Origin of the sequence: Nonomuraea sp. NPDC050328, from assembly GCF_044459405.1 — a bacterium.
Classification (GTDB): domain Bacteria; phylum Actinomycetota; class Actinomycetes; order Streptosporangiales; family Streptosporangiaceae; genus Nonomuraea.
On record NZ_JBITIW010000015.1, the window covers coordinates 76,395 to 94,766 of the forward strand.

The 18,372-nt window shown below is 71.4% G+C and carries 17 protein-coding genes; 6 read left to right on the forward strand and 11 right to left on the reverse strand.

Annotation, left to right across the window (positions count from 1 at the left end):
* Window positions 1-4 precede the first annotated feature (4 nt).
* From ACIBG7_RS39250 to sigE, 3 genes are all read right to left on the reverse strand, one after another.
* Window positions 5-1,780: a trypsin-like peptidase domain-containing protein gene (locus ACIBG7_RS39250; RefSeq protein ID WP_357930601.1), complete on the reverse strand. Its 1,776-nt coding sequence runs from the start codon at window positions 1,778-1,780 to the stop codon at window positions 5-7.
* A gap of 120 nt (window positions 1,781-1,900) precedes the next feature.
* Entirely contained in the window at window positions 1,901-2,377 is a 477-nt protein-coding gene (locus tag ACIBG7_RS39255) for an anti-sigma factor family protein (RefSeq protein ID WP_397339547.1), read from the reverse strand.
* Window position 2,378: 1 nt separating this feature from the next.
* Window positions 2,379-3,005, reverse strand: coding sequence for an RNA polymerase sigma factor SigE (sigE, locus tag ACIBG7_RS39260; protein WP_357930604.1), 627 nt, complete (start codon window positions 3,003-3,005; stop codon window positions 2,379-2,381).
* A gap of 160 nt (window positions 3,006-3,165) precedes the next feature.
* Between sigE and ACIBG7_RS39265 the strand changes: the two genes are divergently transcribed.
* Complete coding sequence (locus ACIBG7_RS39265; protein ID WP_357930607.1) at window positions 3,166-3,804, forward strand: O-methyltransferase; 639 nt, start codon at window positions 3,166-3,168, stop codon at window positions 3,802-3,804.
* Between the two features lie 107 nt (window positions 3,805-3,911).
* On the opposite strand, the gene ACIBG7_RS39270 is transcribed toward ACIBG7_RS39265, so the two are convergent.
* A complete protein-coding gene (locus ACIBG7_RS39270; RefSeq protein WP_357930610.1) occupies window positions 3,912-5,309 on the reverse strand; it encodes a leucyl aminopeptidase in 1,398 nt (465 codons plus the stop codon).
* 13 nt (window positions 5,310-5,322) lie between these two features.
* The gene (locus ACIBG7_RS39275) at window positions 5,323-5,490 is read right to left on the reverse strand and encodes a DUF3117 domain-containing protein (protein WP_101788278.1); all 168 of its coding nucleotides are present in this window, start codon (window positions 5,488-5,490) and stop codon (window positions 5,323-5,325) included.
* 116 nt (window positions 5,491-5,606) lie between these two features.
* On the opposite strand from ACIBG7_RS39275, the gene ACIBG7_RS39280 reads away from it, so the two are divergent.
* Both ACIBG7_RS39280 and ACIBG7_RS39285 read left to right on the forward strand, forming a co-directional pair.
* Window positions 5,607-6,440, forward strand: a complete 834-nt coding sequence (locus ACIBG7_RS39280) for a PaaX family transcriptional regulator C-terminal domain-containing protein (RefSeq protein WP_357930613.1) — start codon at window positions 5,607-5,609, stop codon at window positions 6,438-6,440.
* Window positions 6,437-7,213, forward strand: coding sequence for an enoyl-CoA hydratase-related protein (locus ACIBG7_RS39285; protein ID WP_397339548.1), 777 nt, complete (start codon window positions 6,437-6,439; stop codon window positions 7,211-7,213). Before ACIBG7_RS39280 ends, ACIBG7_RS39285 begins: the two co-directional genes overlap by 4 nt.
* Here the strand turns inward: ACIBG7_RS39285 and ACIBG7_RS39290 are convergent.
* Genes ACIBG7_RS39290 through ACIBG7_RS39315 form a run of 6 tightly spaced genes read right to left on the reverse strand, consistent with a single transcriptional unit; the run spans window position 7,200 to window position 14,590 of the window.
* The gene (locus ACIBG7_RS39290) at window positions 7,200-8,372 is read right to left on the reverse strand and encodes a Gfo/Idh/MocA family protein (RefSeq protein WP_397339549.1); all 1,173 of its coding nucleotides are present in this window, start codon (window positions 8,370-8,372) and stop codon (window positions 7,200-7,202) included. The two genes, ACIBG7_RS39285 and ACIBG7_RS39290, sit on opposite strands and share 14 nt — an antisense overlap.
* Window positions 8,369-9,595 (reverse strand): alpha-L-fucosidase, encoded by a 1,227-nt coding sequence (locus ACIBG7_RS39295; protein WP_397339621.1) that lies wholly within the window; start codon window positions 9,593-9,595, stop codon window positions 8,369-8,371. Before ACIBG7_RS39295 ends, ACIBG7_RS39290 begins: the two co-directional genes overlap by 4 nt.
* 7 nt (window positions 9,596-9,602) lie before the next feature.
* The gene (locus ACIBG7_RS39300; protein ID WP_397339550.1) at window positions 9,603-11,015 is read right to left on the reverse strand and encodes a M1 family metallopeptidase; all 1,413 of its coding nucleotides are present in this window, start codon (window positions 11,013-11,015) and stop codon (window positions 9,603-9,605) included.
* A 34-nt stretch (window positions 11,016-11,049) separates the two neighbouring features.
* Window positions 11,050-12,711, reverse strand: coding sequence for an extracellular solute-binding protein (locus ACIBG7_RS39305; protein ID WP_397339551.1), 1,662 nt, complete (start codon window positions 12,709-12,711; stop codon window positions 11,050-11,052).
* A gap of 15 nt (window positions 12,712-12,726) precedes the next feature.
* Window positions 12,727-13,614, reverse strand: a complete 888-nt coding sequence (locus tag ACIBG7_RS39310; RefSeq protein WP_357930628.1) for a carbohydrate ABC transporter permease — start codon at window positions 13,612-13,614, stop codon at window positions 12,727-12,729.
* Complete coding sequence (locus tag ACIBG7_RS39315; RefSeq protein WP_397339552.1) at window positions 13,601-14,590, reverse strand: ABC transporter permease; 990 nt, start codon at window positions 14,588-14,590, stop codon at window positions 13,601-13,603. The genes ACIBG7_RS39310 and ACIBG7_RS39315 overlap by 14 nt, the downstream gene beginning before the upstream one ends.
* A 168-nt stretch (window positions 14,591-14,758) precedes the next feature.
* Between ACIBG7_RS39315 and ACIBG7_RS39320 the strand changes: the two genes are divergently transcribed.
* The 3 genes from ACIBG7_RS39320 (at window position 14,759) to ACIBG7_RS39330 (ending at window position 18,371) form a co-directional block, all read left to right on the forward strand.
* A complete protein-coding gene (locus tag ACIBG7_RS39320) occupies window positions 14,759-15,799 on the forward strand; it encodes a hydroxyacid dehydrogenase (protein ID WP_397339553.1) in 1,041 nt (346 codons plus the stop codon).
* Window positions 15,800-15,828: 29 nt separating this feature from the next.
* Entirely contained in the window at window positions 15,829-16,920 is a 1,092-nt protein-coding gene (locus ACIBG7_RS39325) for a LacI family DNA-binding transcriptional regulator (RefSeq protein ID WP_397339554.1), read from the forward strand.
* A 134-nt stretch (window positions 16,921-17,054) separates the two neighbouring features.
* A complete protein-coding gene (locus tag ACIBG7_RS39330) occupies window positions 17,055-18,371 on the forward strand; it encodes a M60 family metallopeptidase (RefSeq protein WP_397339555.1) in 1,317 nt (438 codons plus the stop codon).
* The last annotated feature ends 1 nt before the right edge of the window (window position 18,372 follow it).

The following is an 18,372-nucleotide window of genomic DNA, read 5'->3' on the forward strand; positions in this document are numbered from 1 at the left end:
CAGGTTATGAGGGGCTTGGGGTGGCCACCGGCTCCTCTTCGGCCATGACGGTCAGGGTGGCCGTGGCTTCCTGGCCGTCACGCTGGTACTTGACGGTCACCTTGGAGCCGGGCGCCTTGGCGCGGATGAGGGCGATGAGCTCGTTGCCGTTCTCCAGGCGGAGGCCGTCGATCTCCAGGATGACGTCCCCGGCCTTGAGCCCGGCCTTGCCTGCGGGGCCGGCGGCGTCGACCGGCTGGCGACCCTCCTGCGGCGCGCTGGCGATCTTGACGCCCTGACCGCGGTAGTCGTTGTCCAGGACGATGCCGATGCGGGGGCGCTTCGCCTTGCCGTACTTGATGATGTCCTCGGCGACGCGCCGCGCCTGGTTGCTGGGGATGGCGAAGCCCAGGCCGATGTTGCCGCTCTCGCCGCCGAGCGAGCGGCCCAGCGTGGCGATGGCGGAGTTGACGCCGACGACCTCGCCGTTGACGTTGACCAGGGGCCCGCCGGAGTTGCCGGGGTTGATCGCGGCGTCGGTCTGGATGGCGCTGATGTAGGCGACGTCCTCGGGACGCTGGGCGGTCTCCTGACCGGCGACGACCGGGCGGTTGAGCGAGCTGACGATGCCGGTGGTGACCGTGCCGCTCAGGCCGAGCGGCGAGCCTACGGCGATGACGGGGTCGCCCACGACGACCTGGTCGGAGTTGCCGAGGACGATCTCGGGGGTGCCGAAGGTCTCGTCGGGCTTGACCACCGCGAGGTCGGAACCGGCGTCGCGGCCGATGATGCGGGCCGAGGTGCTCTTGCGGTTGTTGAAGTTGATCCGGATCTCGCCGCCCTTGGCGGCCATGGCGACGACGTGGTTGTTGGTGACCACGTAGCCGCCCTTGATCAGGAAGCCGGAGCCCGAGGCGGCCTCGGTGCCCGTGCCGTTGCCGACGTCGAGCGAGACGACGCTGGGTAGCACCCGTGAGGCCACGCCGGCGACCGAGTCCGGCGGGCGGGCGGTGCTGCCGCTGGGGACGGGGCCGAGGCTGTAGGACGGGTTGTTGCCCGAGTCGTTCCGGGTCAGCAGGTAGGTGCCGACGCTGCCGAGGGTGGCGGCGAGCATGGCGGCCACGACGGCGATCACCACGACGACGCCCAGGCTGGTGCCGGGGCGGGGGGCGGTGGCCGTGCCGCCCGGGTGAGCGCCGCTCGGGGGCGGGGCCCAGCCCGGGCCCATGCCGGACGCTTGGAACGGCGGGGGCGGGGGCGAACCCGGGCCGCCGGGGCTGCCGAAGCCGCCGGGGCCGCTGGTGCTGTGGCCGGAGGTCGAGGCGCCCGGGCCGTAGCCGGGGGCGGCGGGGCCGTAGCCGGGCGCGCCGCCGCCGTTGGCGTAGCCGTTGGGGTGGCCGCCGGCCGGGTGGGTCCCCGTCGGCTGGCCGCCGGTGGGGTGCGTCCCGGTCGGCTGGCCGCCGGGCGTGGGGCCGGCGGTCGGATGGGTTCCCGTCGGGTGGGTGCCGGGCGGGGGCATGAAGGTGGCGGTGCCGTTGGGGGCGCCGCCGTCCGGGCGCGCGTAGCCGCCGGTGCCGGGCTGCGGGCCGTACCCGTCCGTGAGGGAGGAGCCACCGGTGGAGGTGGCGGTGGAGGAAGTAGGGCCGCCGGACTGCTCGCCGAAGACCACCGTGTCCGTGGGAGGACGCCCGGAGGGGTCCCCCCAGCTCTCGGCGGGCCGGAAGTCGGGCCGGTCGAGCCGCTCAGTGGTGTCCGACGGCGTGCGTCCGTCCTCGGAGGGGGGGCGCGTCTCGTCGGTCATCTAGTTCCTCACTACTCCTTGTCCGGCCGCACGCCATCCTGGCGTGGGCGGCATACGAGAGATGTAAAGCACCGAATCACGATCGTATGCCCCTGAGGCCGTTGCCTAAGCCAGGGCCCCCTAAGGAACGCTGGTCTTGTGCACGGTGGTCGGAGGAGGACCCGAGGTCTGGTTGGCCGTGGACACGAACAGGGTGCCGAGGGCCACCGCGGCGGAGACGACGCCGACCGCGACGTAGGTGCTCCGGCGCTTACGCCCAGGGCCGGAGGAACCGGACGGGTCGCGGCGGGGACGGTTGTCCAAGGGCGCGATGCTGCGCGGCCCAGGGAGCGGAACCCCGCCGAAGGTCCGGGGGAAAGGGCGCTCCCTCGGCGGCACGGGCCCACCGGGTTCGCCCATGAGCAGCAGGGACATGGTCAGGTCGGCCGGCATGGCAGGCCCGTCGAGCGAACGCAGGCGCGACTTCAGCGCCCGCATCGACTCCACCTCCCGGCGGCATTCCGCACAGAAGGTCAGGTGTGCCAGGGCGCGCTCACGTTCCATGTGATTGAGCTCGCCGTCGACCAGAGCGGATACGTTCTCTCCAAGATGCGACATATCAGACTTCCTCCCCACGAGTACCAGGCGGCGGGGGGAACTGAGATGAGAGTTGCCGAGGCGCACGATGCTCCAACGCCTCCCGCAACTGTGCCCTGCCACGGTGAATCCGGCTGCGGACCGTGCCCAGCTTCACGCCGAGCGTGGCCGCGATCTCTTCATACGACAGGCCCTCGATGTCACACAGCACGACCGCGGCCCGGAACTCCGGGGCGAGGCCGTCGAGCGCCGCCTGGATGTCGGGCTCGAGATGCGCGTCGTCGAAGGCCTGGGCAGGCGAAGGCTCACGTCCGCGAAGCCGCTCGGCGGCGTCGTCGGCCAGCCCCTCGAACCGGATGCGCTGCTTGCGCCGCGCCTGGTCCAGGAAGAGGTTGGTGGTGATCCTGTGCAGCCAGCCCTCGAAAGTGCCCGGCGTGTAACTCGACAGGGACCTGAAGACACGGACGAAGACCTCCTGAGTGAGGTCCTCGGCGTCGTGAATGTTGCCGGTCAGCCGGTAGGCCAGCCGATACACCCGCGCCGAGTGTGTCCGCACTACCTCCTCCCAGGTCGGAGGAGTCCACTCAGACACCTGGTGGTCGCTCGCGTCCACCAGTACTCCTCTCTCTGGGACCACCGCTACCGCCATAGTGCCTGGTTTTGTCCCTTCGTGCGCACTGCCGCCGTTGTGGACCGGCAAAGCCCGTTTAAACCTGCAACGCGTTGGGTGGCGCGTGAGTTCCCGAGCAGGCCCGTCTCCCCTAGGCTGCGATCAGTGACTAATTGCACGAAAGGGAGGGAGGAGGCAGATGACCAGTCCCACGGCGGCAAGTTGGGCCTACGCAGAGCAGTTCAGTCCTGAAGACGAGATTTTGCTCGCGGCCCGGCAGCGCGGCGCGGAAATGGGCGCGGTGCCCATTCTCCCCGGCGGCGGCGCGGCGCTGAGCTTCCTCGCCGCCGCGGTGAACGCCCGGTCGGTCGTCGAGATCGGCACCGGCTGCGGCGTGTCGGGCCTCTGGCTCCTGCGCGGCATGCGCAACGACGGCACGCTGACCAGCGTCGACCTGGAGCTGGAGCACCAGCGGCTGGCCAAGCAGGCCTTCGCCGAGGCGGGGTTCTCCGGCAGCCGCATCCGGCTGATCACCGGCCGGGCCCTCGACGTGCTGCCCCGCCTGTCCGACGGCGGGTACGACCTGGTCTTCGCCGACGCGGCCAAGCACGAGTATCCCGACTACCTCGCCGAGTCCGTGCGGCTGCTGCGGGTGGGCGGGATCGTCGCCTTCGACAACGCGCTCTGGCACGACCGCGTGGCCGATCCGGCGCAGCGGGATCCCGACACCGTGGCGGTCCGCGAGCTGGGCAAGCTGGTGCAGGCGGACGAGCGGCTGCGGGCCGTGATGTTGCCGGTGGGCGACGGGTTGCTCGCCGCACTCAAGATCTCCGACTGACCACCCGTTCCAGTACGGCAAGCCGCCCGAACTGGGCAGGCTGCCCGAGGCCCGGGAAACGGCAGGGCCGCCCGGATGAACCGAGCGGCCCGAACGCTTGGCGCGGTCTAGCGCGTGGTCAGCCAATCGAGCAGCACCCGCACGCCGAACCCGGTCGCCCCCTTGGCGAAGATGCCGTCGTCCACGGTGCTGCGACCGACCCCGGCGATGTCCAGGTGCGCCCAGGGCAGCCCCCCGGTGAACTCCCGCAGGAACAGCGCGGCCGTGATCGACCCGGCGCTGAAGGCCGAGCCCGCCTCCACGTTGGCCAGGTCCGCGATCGGCGACTCCAGCGCGGGCCGGTAGTCGTCGATCAGCGGCATCCGCCACAGCCGGTCGCCGCTCTCCTCGCCCGCGGCGACGAGTTCCTTGGCCAGGACGTCGTCGGAGGCGAAGACCGCGCCGACGTTGCGGCCGAGCGCGACGCTGATCGCCCCGGTGAGGGTGGCGATGTCCACGATCACGTCGGGGTCGAGCTCGGCGACCGCGTAGGCCAGCGCGTCGGCCATGACCAGGCGGCCCTCGGCGTCGGTGTTGAGCACCTCGACCGTCTTGCCGCCGTAGATGGTGATCACGTCGGAGGGCCGCTGGGCGGTGCCCGACGGCATGTTCTCGGCCGCGGCGATCAGTCCCGTGACCCGGACCGGCGCACCCACCTGGGCGAGCGCGCTCATGACCGCGATGACGACGGCGCCGCCGGCCATGTCGGTCTTCTGGGTCTTCATGTTCTCGGTCGGCTTGATGGACAGGCCGCCGGAGTCGAAGGTGATGCCCTTGCCGACCAGCACGACGTGCCGCTCGGCGCCTTCGGGCGCGTAGGAGAGCTGGATCAGCCGGGGCGGGCTGGCCGAGCCCTGGCCGACCGCGGCGATGCCGCCGAAACCGCCGGACTGGAGGGCTTCCTCGTCCCACACCCGGGCCGGGAGGCCGAGTTCGGTGGCCCGTTCGGCCAGCCACTGCGGGTTCTTCACCGAGGCGGGCGTGTTGGACAGGTCACGGGCGAGGGCGACCGCCTGGGCCACGATCTCGCCCCGCCGTACCGCCTGCTCGTCCCCGCCGACGATGGTCAGGGCGGCGACCGGCGGCTTGCCGGGCGCGCCGATGCGGAAGGAGTAGGCGGCCAGCAGTGCGGCCTCGGTGAACGCGGCCAGGTCGCCGGCCGGGGCCACCACGGCGAGTGCCGGGCGGCCCTTCGCCTTTCTGACCAGTGCCGCAGCCGCTCTGCGCAGGTCCTTCGGTGAGGCGTCGCCCACCCCGTACAGGAGCAGCCGGCCGAGGCCGGAGGCCCGTGCGACGGGGATCTCGATCACCTCGCCGGCCTCGCCCTTCGCCTCGTAGAGCGCGAACAGCTCGGCCGGTGGAAGGGGCAGGTCGGGGACGTCGAACTCGGCGGTGTACGGCACCGCGAACAACTCGACGCCGGCGGGCGGCTCGGCGGCGACGGAAACACTGGTCTCGATTGGCATAACTGGGTGTTTCTCAGCCGACGACGCTCTTCAGCGCCTCACCGAGCGCTTTGGCCTCGTCTGCCGAGATCTCCACGACAAGCCGGCCACCACCCTCGAGTGGAACGCGCATGACGATGCCGCGACCTTCCTTGGTGACCTCGAGCGGACCATCGCCGGTCCGCGGCTTCATCGCCGCCATGCGCGCATCCCTTCCTGCCTGGGGCAACCGCGGACCGGCCGTACCGGCCACCCGGGTCGGTGCCCGACGCATTCACGTCTTCTGTGATGTCCTATTCTCCCGCATCGAGAGCCGTGGTGGGTAACGATCTCATCGCCGATGCGTTGTCGCCGGTGGCCAGGGCGGCCAAACTGGTCCTCGTGAACGCTCGCGCCGCGCTGTTCGACCTCTACGGGGACCACCTGCGTCCACGGGGCGGGCGGGCCACGGTGGCGGCGCTCGTCCGGCTCCTGGCACCGCTCGAGATCGCCGCTCCAGCCGTGCGAACCGCGGTTTCGCGGATGGTCAGGCAGGGCTGGCTGGTGCCGGTCCGGCTGCCTCAGGGGCCGGGCTACGGGATCACCCGCAAGTGCGCGACGCGTCTCGACGAGGCCGCGCTGAGAATTTACCGAGCTGGAACTCTCGCCTGGTCGGGGCGCTGGCACCTGATCGTCTTCGAGCCGGTGCGCGACCGGGCCCGCCGCGAGCGGCTCCGCGCCGACCTGGCCTTCCTGGGCTACGCGCCGATCTCGGAGACCACCTGGGTGGGGCCGCGGGCCTCCGGCGAGCTCGACGGGCTGCTGGCCGGGGTGCGCAACGACCGGTTCGAGGCGGTGCTGGAGGGCGATCCGCGCGAGCTGGTCGCGCGGGCCTGGGATCTGGCCGGGATCGGGCAGGCGTACGAGACCTGGCTGGCCGACGCGGTCACGATGGTCGGCTCCTTACCCTTCGACGCCACCCGTGACGAGGTCTTCGCCACGCGCAGCCGGCTGGTGCACGGGTGGCGCAACTTTCTCTTCCGGGACCCCGGCCTGCCCGCGGAGCTGCTGCCCGCCGGCTGGCCCGGGGAGAAGGCCCGGGCGTACTTCGAGTACGAGGCGGCCCGCCTGATGCCGGCCGCAGCCGCGTTCGTCGATGAGGAGCTGCAGTGATTTCCTACGAGGTGTCCGAGCACGTGGCGACGATCACCCTCGATCGTCCCGAGGCCATGAACTCGCTGACCGCCGAGGTGAAGACCGCCCTGCTGGAGGCGCTGGGCCGGGCCGCCGCCGATCCGGAGGTCAGGGCGGTGCTCCTGACCGGGTCGGGCCGCGCCTTCTGCGCCGGCCAGGACCTGCGCGAGCACGCCGCGAACCTGGAGGCCGGGCGCGGCCTGGCCGGGACGGTCCAGGAGCACTACAACCCGATCGTCACGCTGATCACCACCATGGACAAGCCGGTGATCGCCGCGGTCAACGGCGTGGCCGCGGGCGCGGGCGCCTCGCTCGCCTTCGCCTGCGACCTGCGGGTGGCGGCCGACAAGGCCAAGTTCGCCATGGCCTTCGCCGGGATCGGCCTGGCCCCCGACTCCGGCGCCTCCTGGACGCTCCAGCGCCTGGTCGGCCCGGCGCGGGCGGCCGAGCTGCTGATCCTGGGCGAGCCGCTGGACGCGGCCCGCGCGCTGGAGCTGGGCCTGGTCACCCGGGTGGTGCCCGCCGACGAGCTGGCCAAGACCGCCCGCGAGCTGGCGGTACGGCTGGCGCAGGGCCCGACCAAGGCCTACGCGGCCACCCGCCGGGCCCTGGCCTACGCCGCCACGCACACCCTTGAGGAGTCGCTCGCCCTGGAGGCCGAGCTCCAGGACGCGTGCGCGGCGACGGAGGACCACCGCAACGCCACCCGCGCCTTCCTGGCCAAGGAGCAGCCGACGTTCATCGGGCGCTGACCTGGCCGGCCTCGAACCAGCCGGTGAGGTCAGGATCGAGGGGCGGCACGTCGAGGGGCGTGCCGCCGGCGCGGAGCGACTCGGTGGCCCGGATGCCGGCGGCCACGGCCATGCGGGCGGCGACCGGCGAGGTGTCGGTGCGGCCGCCTTGCCGTACGAACCGGAAGAACTCGGCGAGCAGCTTGGGGTCGGCGCCGCCGTGCCCGCCCTCGGCGGCGGGGATCTCGTGGACGGCGTCGGCCTCGGGGCGGTAGCCGGAGCGGCGGGCGTTCCAGACCTTGACCACGCCGCCGGGCCCGTCGCCGAAGTTCTCCAGGCGGCCGGCGTCGCCGATGACGGTGTAGTTGCGCCAGTAGTCCGGGGTGAAGTGGCACTGCTGGTAGGCGGCGATGACGCCGTTGTCCAGGACCATGTTCATGACCGAGACGTCCTCGACGTCGACCACCGGGTTGAGCCCGCGCTGGGCCAGGGGCGGCCAGTTGGCGGCCGGCGCGTACCAGTCGCCCTCCTTGCGGGTGCCGGGCTCGCGGCGTGGCAGGTCCCCGTAGACCATCAGGTCGCCGAAGGCCTGCACGCGGGTGGTGTAGCCGCCGGCCAGCCAGTGCACGACGTCCAGGTCGTGCGCGGCCTTCTGCAGGAGCAGGCCGCCGACCTGGGTGCGGTCGGCGTGCCAGTCCTTGAAGTAGAAGTCGCCGCCGTGCCCGACGAAGTGGCGCACCCAGATCGTCCGCACCTGCCCGATGGCGCCGCGCCCGATGAGCTCGCGCATCAGCCGGACAGCCGGCATGTGCCGCATGTTGTGCCCCACGTAGAGCCGGGTGCCGCTCTCCCGGGCGGTGCGCAGCAGCTCGTCGCACCGCTCCAGGCTGATGTCGAGCGGCTTCTCCACGAAGGCGGGCACCCCGGCGCGCAGCAGCTCGCCGGCGATGTCGGCGTGGGTGCCGTCCGGCGTGAGGACGAGGGCGGCGTCGACCTCGCCGATCAGGTGCCGCCAGTCCTCGTACGGCTTCGCGCCGAACTCGGCCGCCGCGGCCGCCCGCAGGTCCGGGTCGAGCTCGGCGACGCCGACCACGCGGGAGCCCTCGCCGGGCCGGTGCGCGAGCTTGGCCAGCGTGCCGCGCAGGCCGTAGCCGATCACGCCGATTCTCAGGTCGCTCATGCCAGGAACATTTCGATCACGGGGACGGTCACCTCGGGCCGGACGGCGGGCAGCTCCAGGACGAGCGTGTCCTCCGGCACTCCCTTCAGATAGTGATGGAAAGGCTCCTTCGGGTCGATCGTCACGATCGGCACTTCGGAGGCGTCGTTCAGCAACTGGGCGTAGCGCACCTTGCCCGCCAGGCCGGGCAGGAACAGGTGCTTCAGCGGCCAGGCCAGCAGGTGCAGGTAGAGCCGGTCGCCCCGCTGCGTGTAACGGCAGTCCTGCGGCGGCGTGTACGGCGAGGCCCCGGCCCCGTGGATGGCGCGGCCGTGCAGCCGCATCCACTCGGCGATCCCGTCGAGGCGCTCGACCGCCCGCGGCTCGAACTCGCCGCGGGCGTTGGGCCCCACGTTGAGCAGCATGTTGCCGCCCTTGGACACGGTGTCCACCAGCATGCCGATCAGCAGCTCGACCGGCTTCCACGCCAGGTTGTCGCGGTGGTAGCCCCAGCTCCCGTTGAGCGTCTGGCACGCCTCCCACAGCCCGGCGCCGGGCAGGCCGCCCGGCGGGATGACCTGCTCGGGGGTGCTGAAGTCGCCCCGGCCGAGGCCCAGCCGGTTGTTGAGCAGGATGTCCGGCTGCAGTTCCCTGACCAGCTTCTCCAGCTCTTCCGAGCGCCATTCCTGCGGCCCCTTGGCGCCGAAGCCGCGCCCGGCGTAGGAGAAGTCAAACCACATGGTGTCGATCCGGCCGTAGCCGGTCAGCAGCTCGCGGACCTGGCCGTGCAGGTAGTCGGCGTATTTCTGGACGTCGCGCTCGCCGAGGTCCTCCTCCCGCTGCGGGTGGTAGAGGTCGTTGGGGAAGTCGGGGTGGTGCCAGTCGAGCAGCGAGTAGTACAGCCCCACCCGCAGGCCCCGCGCCCGGAAGGCGTCCAGCATGGGGGCCAGCAGGTCGGTCCTGGCCTTGTAGTCGGTGAGCGCGCTGTCCCACAGGCAGAAGCCGTCGTGGTGCTTGGTCGTCACGACCATGTACTTCATGCCCGCTCTGACGGCCTGGTCGGCCCAGCGTTCCGGGTCGTACAGGTCGGGGTCGAAGTGGTCGAAGTAGCGCTGGTAGTGCTCGTCGCTGAGGCGCTCGTAGGACTTGACCCACTCGTGCCGGGCCGCGGCGGCGTAGATGCCCCAGTGCACGAAGAGCCCGAACCGGGCGTCGGTGAACCAACTCACGATGTTTGTCTCCAGTACGTCGTCACGGGGCGGCGTCCCAGTTCAGCGGCGGGTTCTCCGTGCCGAAGAGCCAGCCGCGCAGGAAGCCGTCGAGCTCCGGCCGGTGGGTGGTCTTGACGGCGTGGGCGATGAAGTCCTCGGTGCTCGCGACGCCGTTCTTGTGCCGCTGCACCCAGCGGCGCATGATCCGGTCGAAGCCGGCGTCGCCCACCTCGGTGCGCAGCGCGTAGAGCACCAGCGCACCGCCGTCGTAGATGTTGAAGCCGCCCAGCGCCTTGGGCCTGCCGGGCGGGCCGTCCTTGAGCCTGACCGGGTTCAGCCGGTCGTAGACGATCCTCATCCGGTCCTTGAGCGGCTGGCGGCCCTGCTCCTGGTTCCAGAGCGCCGCGTAGTAGACGGCCGGGCCCTCGTTCAGCCATGCCTCCTGCCAGGTGGCCGGGCTGACCGAGTTGCCGAACCACTGGTGGACCAGCTCGTGGATCATCGTGTTGGCGTAGGTGGGGCTGTTGAACCAGCCGGTGCCGAACAGCGAGAGCGTCTGGTTCTCCAGGGCGGCGCCGTACCCGGGGTAGACGTGGATCCCGTAGGTGGAGAAGGGGTAGCGGCCGAACTTGGCCTCCGTCCACTCCAGGTGGGCGGCGGTCTCGGCGACGATCGGCCCGTACTTGGCCTCCTGGCCCTGCGGGACGATGTGCCGCAGGGGCAGGGCGTGCGGGCCGGTGCCGTACAGGTAGACGCCCTTGGCGACGGAGAGGCCGAGCAGCTCGGTGGCCATCGGCTCCTTGACCCGGAAGTGCCAGACGTCGCCGGTCCGGGAGACCAGCTCGCCGTTGCCGGTGGCGACGTAGCCCTCGGGCGCGGAGACGTGCAGGTCCCAGGTGGCCTTGTCGCTGGGGTGGTCGTTGACCGGGAAGAAGGTGTCGGCGCGGCTGGACTGGGTGGCGGAGGCGAAGCCGCCGTCGGGGCCGAAGACCCAGCCGGTCACGCTGGCTCGGGGGTTCTTGCCGTTGCCGTGCGAGGCGATCTCGACCTCGAACGGCTTGTTGACGTGCAGCGGCTCGGCCGGGGTGACGGTCAGTTCCTGGCCGGTGTGGCCGGGGGTGAGCGCCCACTGGGCGGGCGTGCCGTTCACGGTCACCGAGTCGATGGTGTTGCCGTCGGTGTCCAGGTTGAAGCGGGACAGCGCCTGCGTGGCGGTCGCGGTGATCTTCACGCGGGCGGCGAAGTCGTAGGTGACCGGGGTGAAGTCGAAGCGGACGTCGTAGTGGCGGACGTCGTAGCCGCCGTTGCCGAGCGTGGGGTAGAGCGGATCGCCGACGCCGGGCGCGCCGGGCGAGGGGCCGGACGGGGTGGGGGACGGGGTGGCGGCCTGCGCGGGCAGTGCGAGCGTGCCCGCGCAGAGCGCGGCCACCGCCAGGAGGGCGGTCTTGCGCATGATGGCCTCTCTCGGTGGGTACGGCAGGCGGTCCTCAGCCCTTGGCGATGACTTCCTCGAACTCCTTGCGCGCCTGGTCGCCACCGGCCGCCCGCCAGTCCTTGACCACCTGGTCGTAGTGGCTCATCGGCCGCCGGCCGGCGATGATCGAGGTCAGGCCGTCCACCCGCAGGGTGTTGAGCGACTCGAACTTGCCCTCGTGGGCGGGCGAGTACAGGCCGGCGGTCGGGTCCTCGACGCCGACGGCGATGAGCTTGCTGATCGCCGCGTGCTGGATCCTCACCGCCTCGGCCGAGCTGGCGTCGAAGATCGGCTGGGTGGGGGCGCCGAGGTACTTCCACGGCACCGTGGTGTTCTTGGCGCCGGCCTCGGTGAGCACCGGGTTGCCCTTGGCGTCGCGGGTGTGGTCGGTGCCTTCGACGCCGTAGTTGACCAGCGTGTACTCCTCGCTGCCGAACGGCGAGGAGAAGAAGTCGGCGACCTTCAGCACGTCCTTGACGTGCGCCTCGTCGCCCTTCTTCACCAGGTTCACGGCGTAGACGATGTTGTTGAGGAAGGCCTTGGCCGAGGGCAGGAAGGGCGTGATCGGCCGCGGGTCGGCCTTGGGGTCGATCTTCTTCTGCGTCTGCAGGTAGCCGGTCGGGCCCAGGTAGGCGGGCAGGCCGTCGTAGGTCATCGCGGCCTTGCCGGAGTTGAACTCGTTCTTGCGCTTGAGCGAGTCGAAGCCCTCGGAGCCGGGGTAGATGACGCCCGCCTCCCGCAGCTTGATCACGAACTCGACGGCGGCCTTGTACTCCTCGGTCTCGAAACCGGCGGTGAGCTTGCCGGTCGCCTTGTCCAGCCGCCAGCCGTTGGGCGCGCCGAAGAGCTGGGCGAAGATCGACAGGCCGAAGAGGCCGCCGGTCGCGGTGATCACGCCCCAGCGGCCGCGGTCCGGGTCGGTCACGGCCTTCAGCGCCTCCAGCAGGCGGTCGGCGTCGGTGATCTGGGCCAGGTCGGCGATGCCCGCCTCGGCGAACATCTCGGCCCGGTAGAAGCCCATGCCGCCGACCAGGTTGCGCGGGATCGGCAGGCCGTACAGCCTGCCTCCGACGATGCACTGCTTCCAGAAGATCTCCGGGATCGCGGCGAGGTTCGGGTAGGCCTTGATCGCGTCGCCGGAGAGCAGGGCGGTCAGGTCGGCGCACTGGCTGGCGGCGAAGGCGGGCAGGTTGTTGACGCCCTGGCCGGCGGTGTACTGGAACAGGTCGGGCAGCGTGTTGCCGGCGACCATGGTGTTGAACTTGGTCTGCCAGTCGTCGGCGGCGACGATGGTCAGCTCCACCTTGCCGCCGAGCCGCTTCTCGATCTCCTGCCAGGCGGGGTTCTGCGCGCGCGGCGGGGGCGGCGGGAGGAAGGTCGAGGTGGCCGCGGTGATCGTGGCGCCGGACAGCGGCGGCGTGGGGACCGCCCTGATGAGCTGCTTGGGGTAGGTGAAGAAGCCGTCGGGCACCCCGGCGGCGGTGCCGGGCAGGTCGGCCTTGAGCGCGTTGGCCAGCGGGGTGTAGGTGGGCAGCTTCACGGTCAGGCCCTGCGCCTTGGCGGCGGGGGCGCCACCGGCGTTGCCGCAGGCGGCCAGCAGCGGGGAGGCGGCGATTCCGGCGGCGGTGAGCGCACCGAGACGCAGCAGGCCCCGGCGGGAGAGCTTGTCGTTCATCGGGGGGGTGACCTCTTATCCCTTGATGGCGCCGCTGAGGACGCCCTTGGTGAAGTAGCGCTGGAGGAAGGGGTAGACGAGCAGGATCGGGACGACGGCGACGACCAGCACGGCCATCTGGATCGCCTGCACCGGCGCGGGGGCCTCGGCGGCGCCGACGCTTTCGAGCGTCCGGCCCTGCAGCACGAAGCTGCGCAGGATCAGCGGCAGCGGGAACTTCTCGCTGTCGTCGAGGTAGAGCAGGGCGTTGAAGAAGGCGTTCCAGTAGGAGACCGCGTAGAACAGGGCGATCACCGCGAGCACCGCCTTCGACAGCGGGAGCACGATCCGGACCAGGATCCTCAGGTCGCCCGCGCCGTCCATGCGGGCGCTCTCCATGAGCTCGCCGGGCAGCCCCATGAAGAACGAGCGCAGCACCACCATGTTGAAGGCGCTCACCAGGCTGGGCAGGATCAGCGCGCCGAAGCTGTTGAGCAGGCCCACCTCCTTGACCAGCAGGAAGTTGGCGATGATGCCGGGGTTGAAGAGCATGGTGAACAGCGCGATCATCAAGATCGCCTTGGCTCCGGTGACCTCGCGGCGGCTCGTGCCGTACGCCAGGCCGATGGTGGCCAGCAGGCTGGCCACCGTCCCGACGAGGGTCACCAGCACGCTCACCGCGAGCGCCCGGGTGACCGTGCCGCCGTCGAAGATCGAGTCGTAGGCGGCGAAGCTGAGGTCGGTGGGGAAGAGCACGAAGCCGCCGCTCCTGGCGATCTCCGTCTCGGTCGACAGGCTGGTGCCGATCACGCCGACGAAGGGGTAGATCACCAGCAGCGTGACCGTGACCAGGATCGCCGCCTTGGCCGCCAGGCCGATCCGGCTCGGCCGCTCCATCCAGGCGGGACGCTCATTTGCCGGCACCGCGGTACACCCCCTCGTGGCCGAACAGGTGGGCCACCTTGTTGGCGCCGATCACCAGGGCCGCGCCGACGATCGCCTTGAACAGGCCGACCGCCGCCGCCGGGCCCCACTGGCCGTCGCGCACGCCGTTGAAGTAGATGAAGGTGTCGAGGACCTCGCCCGCCTCCGCGCCCACCGCGTCGCGCTGGAGCAGGATCTGCTCGAAGCCGACCGACAGGATGCTGCCGAGGTTGAGGATGAGCAGCAGGATGACGATCGGCATGATCCCCGGCAGGGTGACGTGCCACAGCCGGCGCCAGCGGCCCGCGCCGTCCATCGCCGCCGCCTCGTAGAGCTCGGGGCTGATCGACAGCAGCGCGGCGAGGAAGATGATCGTGCCCCAGCCGGCGTCCTTCCACATCAGTTGCAGGGTCACCAGCAGCGGGAAGGCGTCGGGGTCGGTCATGATGTCGTAGCGCGGCAGGCCCAGGTCCTCCAGGACGCCGGGCACCACCCCCGCGCCGCCGAGGATCTGCTGGAAGATCGAGACGATGATCACCCAGCCGATGAAGTGCGGCAGGTAGACCACGCTCTGCACGAAGCGCCGGACCTTCTCGCTGACCACGCTGTTGAGCAGCAGCGCGAGCGCGATCGGGGCGGGGAAGAAGAGCAGCAACTGGGTGACGGTGATCTGCAGGGTGTTGACCACCGAGTCCCAGAACCGGGCGTCGCCGAAGACGGTGGCGAAGTTCTGCAGGCCCACCCAGGGGCTGTCCAGGAAGCCGAGGTAGGGCTGGTAGTCCTGGAACGCCACCACGTAGCCGAACAGCGGCCCGTAGTGGAAGACCAGGAAGTACAGCAGGCCCGGCAGGGCGAGCAGGAGCATCACCCGGTCCCGCCTGATCCGCTGCAGGAGGGTGAGCTTCCTCGGTACGGCAGGCCGTACCGGTTCCTCTGACGCGACCTCCCGCACCGCGGGAAGGGGTGTGGTCGACATGCATGGTCCTTCCAGTTGGCGAGGAAATTAGTAAGCGGTTTCCACTCCCGTCAAGCCCCTGTCCATCAGATTCCGCCAGGTCCCCCAGCTCACTTGACGAGAAATTCCCAGCTCTCTAGCCTCTCGTCATCGCTAGATAGAATGCGCTTACTATCGGGGAGCCTAGCTGTGAGCAACGAAAGGGCGCCGGTCCGGCGTCCGGTGACGGAGACGAAACCGCACGCCGTCCTGGTCATGGGACCGGGGGTGCGCGAGCAGGTCTTCGGCGCCGCCGCGCTCGAGCGCCTCGACGAGCTCGCGACCGTCCACGACGAGGTGTTGCACGAGCTCACCGGGCCGGCCGCCGACCGCGCGCTGGCCGGGGCCGAGGTGCTGGTCACCGGCTGGAGCTGCCCGGCGATCGGCGCGGACCTGCTGGAGCGGGCGCCGCGGCTGAGGCTGATCGCGCATGCCGCCGGGACGGTGAAGACCTTCCTCGACCCCGAGGTGCTGCGCCGGGGCGTGCGGGTGACCAGCGCGGCCGACGCCAACGCGGTGCCGGTGGCCGAGTTCACCTTCGCCGCGATCGTCTTCGGGGCCAAGCGGGTCTTCAGCCTGGCCCATCGCTACCGGACCGAGGGCACGAAGCGTGATTTCTCCGGCATGCCGTGGCTGGGCACGCACCGCATCACGGTCGGGCTCGTCGGCCTGTCCAGGATCGGCCGCCGGGTCGCCGACCTGCTCCGCCTCCTCGACGCCGAGGTGCTGGTCTACGACCCCTACGCCGACCCGGCCGAGGCCGCCGCGCTCGGCGTGGCGATGGTGGACCTCGACACCCTGGTGCGCCGCTCGCACGTGGTCTCCCTGCACGCGCCCGACACCCCGGAGACGCGGCGCATGCTCGACCGCCGCCGGCTGGCCCTCATGATGGACGGGGCGGTGCTGGTCAACACCGCGCGCGGCGCGCTGGTCGACCACGACGCGCTGCTCGCCGAGCTGACCCGCGGCCGGATCGACGCCATACTCGACGTCAGCGATCCCGAGCCGCTGCCGCCCGGGCACCCGCTCTTCGGCCTGCCCAACGTCCTGCTCACGCCGCACCTGGCCGGCGCGCAGGGCAACGAGCTGGCCCGGCTCGCCGAGTGCGCGCTGGACGAGGTCGAGCGTTATCGCGCGGGCAGGCCGCTGCGGCACGAAGTGACCGCCGACGAACTGGACCGGATGGCATGATCACTGAAACGGACGGGAGGGGGACCGGGATGACCGAGACGAACGCCGAGACGAACGCCGCGACGAACGCCGCGACGAACGCAGCCACGATCGCCGACGTGGCGCGCCGGGCGGGCGTCTCCAGCGCGACCGTCTCCCGCGTGATCAACCGCAACTACCCGGTCGCCGAGTCCACCCGCGAGCGCGTCGAGGCGGCCATCGCCGAGCTGGGCTACGTGGCCAACGCGCACGCCCGCGCCCTGGCCGGGGCCACCAACCGCACCGTCGGCATCATCATCAACGACCTCGTGGACCCGTTCTTCGCCTACATCGCGCGCGGCGTGGAACGCGAGGCCACCCGGCAGGGCCGGCTCTGCCTGGTCTCCTGCACGCACGGCAGCCACCAGCAGGAGCTGGCCCTCATCGACCTGCTGCACGAGCAGCGCGCCGACGCGGTCATCCTGGTCGGCGGCAGCTACGAGGACCGCGCCTACGCGGCCGAGGTGACCCGCCGGGCGCGAGCCCTGCACGCCGGCGGCTCCACGCTGGTGCTGTGCGGGCGGCCCTCGCTCGGCACGGACGTGCCCACCAAGGTCGTCGAGTACGACAATGAGGGCGGCGCGTTCGCGATCACCGACTACCTGATCACCCAGGGGCACCGCCGCATCCTGTTCCTCGGCGGCCCGCCCGCGCTGTCCACCACGATCGCCCGGCTGAACGGCCACCGCCGGGCGCTCGACCTGCGCGGGCTGCGCGAGGACCCGGCGCTGATCCGGACCGGCTCGCTGAACCGCCGCTTCGGCTACGACGGCATCCGGACCGCGCTCGCCGAGAAGCTGGAGTTCAGCGCGGTCTTCGGGGCCAACGACAACGTCGCGGCCGGCGCGATGCAGGCGCTGGAGGCCGCGGGCGTGCCGGTGCCGGGCCAGGTCTCCGTGGTCGGCTACGACGACGTGCCCGTCGCCCAGGAGCTGCGCCCGCAGCTCACCACCGTGCGGATCCCGCTGGAGGAGATGGGCACCCAGGCGGTACGGCTGGCCCTCGGCGACCCCGACGGCGCCGACTACCTCACCCCGGTGCAGACGTCCGCGACGGTCGGCACGACGCTGGTCGTCCGCCAGTCCGTCGGCCCCCGGCGGTAGCAAGCGCTTACCTGCGTCTTCGCGAAATGCGGCAGAAAGTGGCCTAGTAAGCCGTAGAAAGACCAGGAAAGCTCTTGACGCTCTATAGAAAGCGTTTACATCCTCTACCCAACCCCTTCACCCAAGGAGTTGGCATGTCCCGCACCCCCCTGTCCCGGCGAGGCTTCCTCGGAGCCACCGCGCTCGGCGCCGCCGTCCTGCTGACCCCCTCCCCCGCCGCCGCCGACGCCCGGCACACCGTCGTGCTGCGCGCCCGGCCGTCCGCCGAGAGCGAGCGGCTGCGCCTCCAGCAGGCGCTCGGCACCACGAACTTCACCTCGACCGGCGTCCACCTCCCGGCCGGCACCGCCCTCACCGTCCGGGTCGACGCCGAGGACGGCGTCCTGCCCACGCTGCACGTCGGCGCCCCCGACACCCACGCCGACGTGGTCCACAAGAACCCGCGCGCCTATCCGCTGGCCGCCGGCGAGAACACCGTCACCGACCCGGGCGGCGGCCTGGTCTACCTCTCGCTCGTCGGCGACGGGCAGAAGGCCAAGGTCAAGTTCCTGGCCGGCGGCCGGCCCGTGCCGGTCTTCCGGCTCGGCGAGAGCACGGAGGCGCAGTTCCAGGCCCAGCTCGACAGCCTGACCGACGCCCCGCAGGTCGAGCTGGTCTCGCCTCGCGCGATCATGACCCTGTCCCGCGAGGGCGCCCTGCTGTGGCGCGAACACGACCACGCGGCCCTGCTGACCGCGCTTGAGCAGATCATCGGCTCGCACGCGGCCATCTCGGGCCTGGACGGCTCCGGCCCGCTGCACCGGCCCCACCCGCTCGCCTTCCACCTGGTCGAGGCGCCCCGGATGCCGCCCGGCGCGGGCGCCTACGCCACGCACGGCTGGACCGCCTACCCGCGCGGTTACCTCGACCGGCTGGCCACGCCGGAGGGGCTGACCACGCGCGGCTGGGGCGTCTACCACGAGCTCGGCCACCAGCACCAGCAGATGGCCTACAAGCCGGGCGACCTCACCGAGGTCACGGTCAACATCTACTCCCTGGCCGCCCAGCGCACCCTCGGGCAGCAGTCCAACCTGGTCAAGCCGGACGCCAAGACCGGGCTCACGCCCTTCCAGAGCGCGCTGGCCAAGCTGCCCCGGCCGGCGCAGGACTACGTGAAGGCGTTCGGCTCGATGGAGAAGCTCGTCCCGCTGCGCCAGCTCGAACTGGCCTTCGGCGCCGACTTCTGGCCCCGGCTGCACCGGCTGGTCCGCGAGGAGAACCCGCCCTCGGACTGGACCGAGAGCGCCAAGCGCTGGGGTTACCTGGCCCTGTACACCTCACGGATCGCCGGGGCCGACCTGAGCGGCTTCTGGGCCCGCTGGGGCGCGCCGATCACCGCCGAGCACGCCGCCCGGGTGGCCGCGCTCGGCCTGCCCGCGCCCGCCACCGACCCCTCGACGCTCAGCGAGTAGG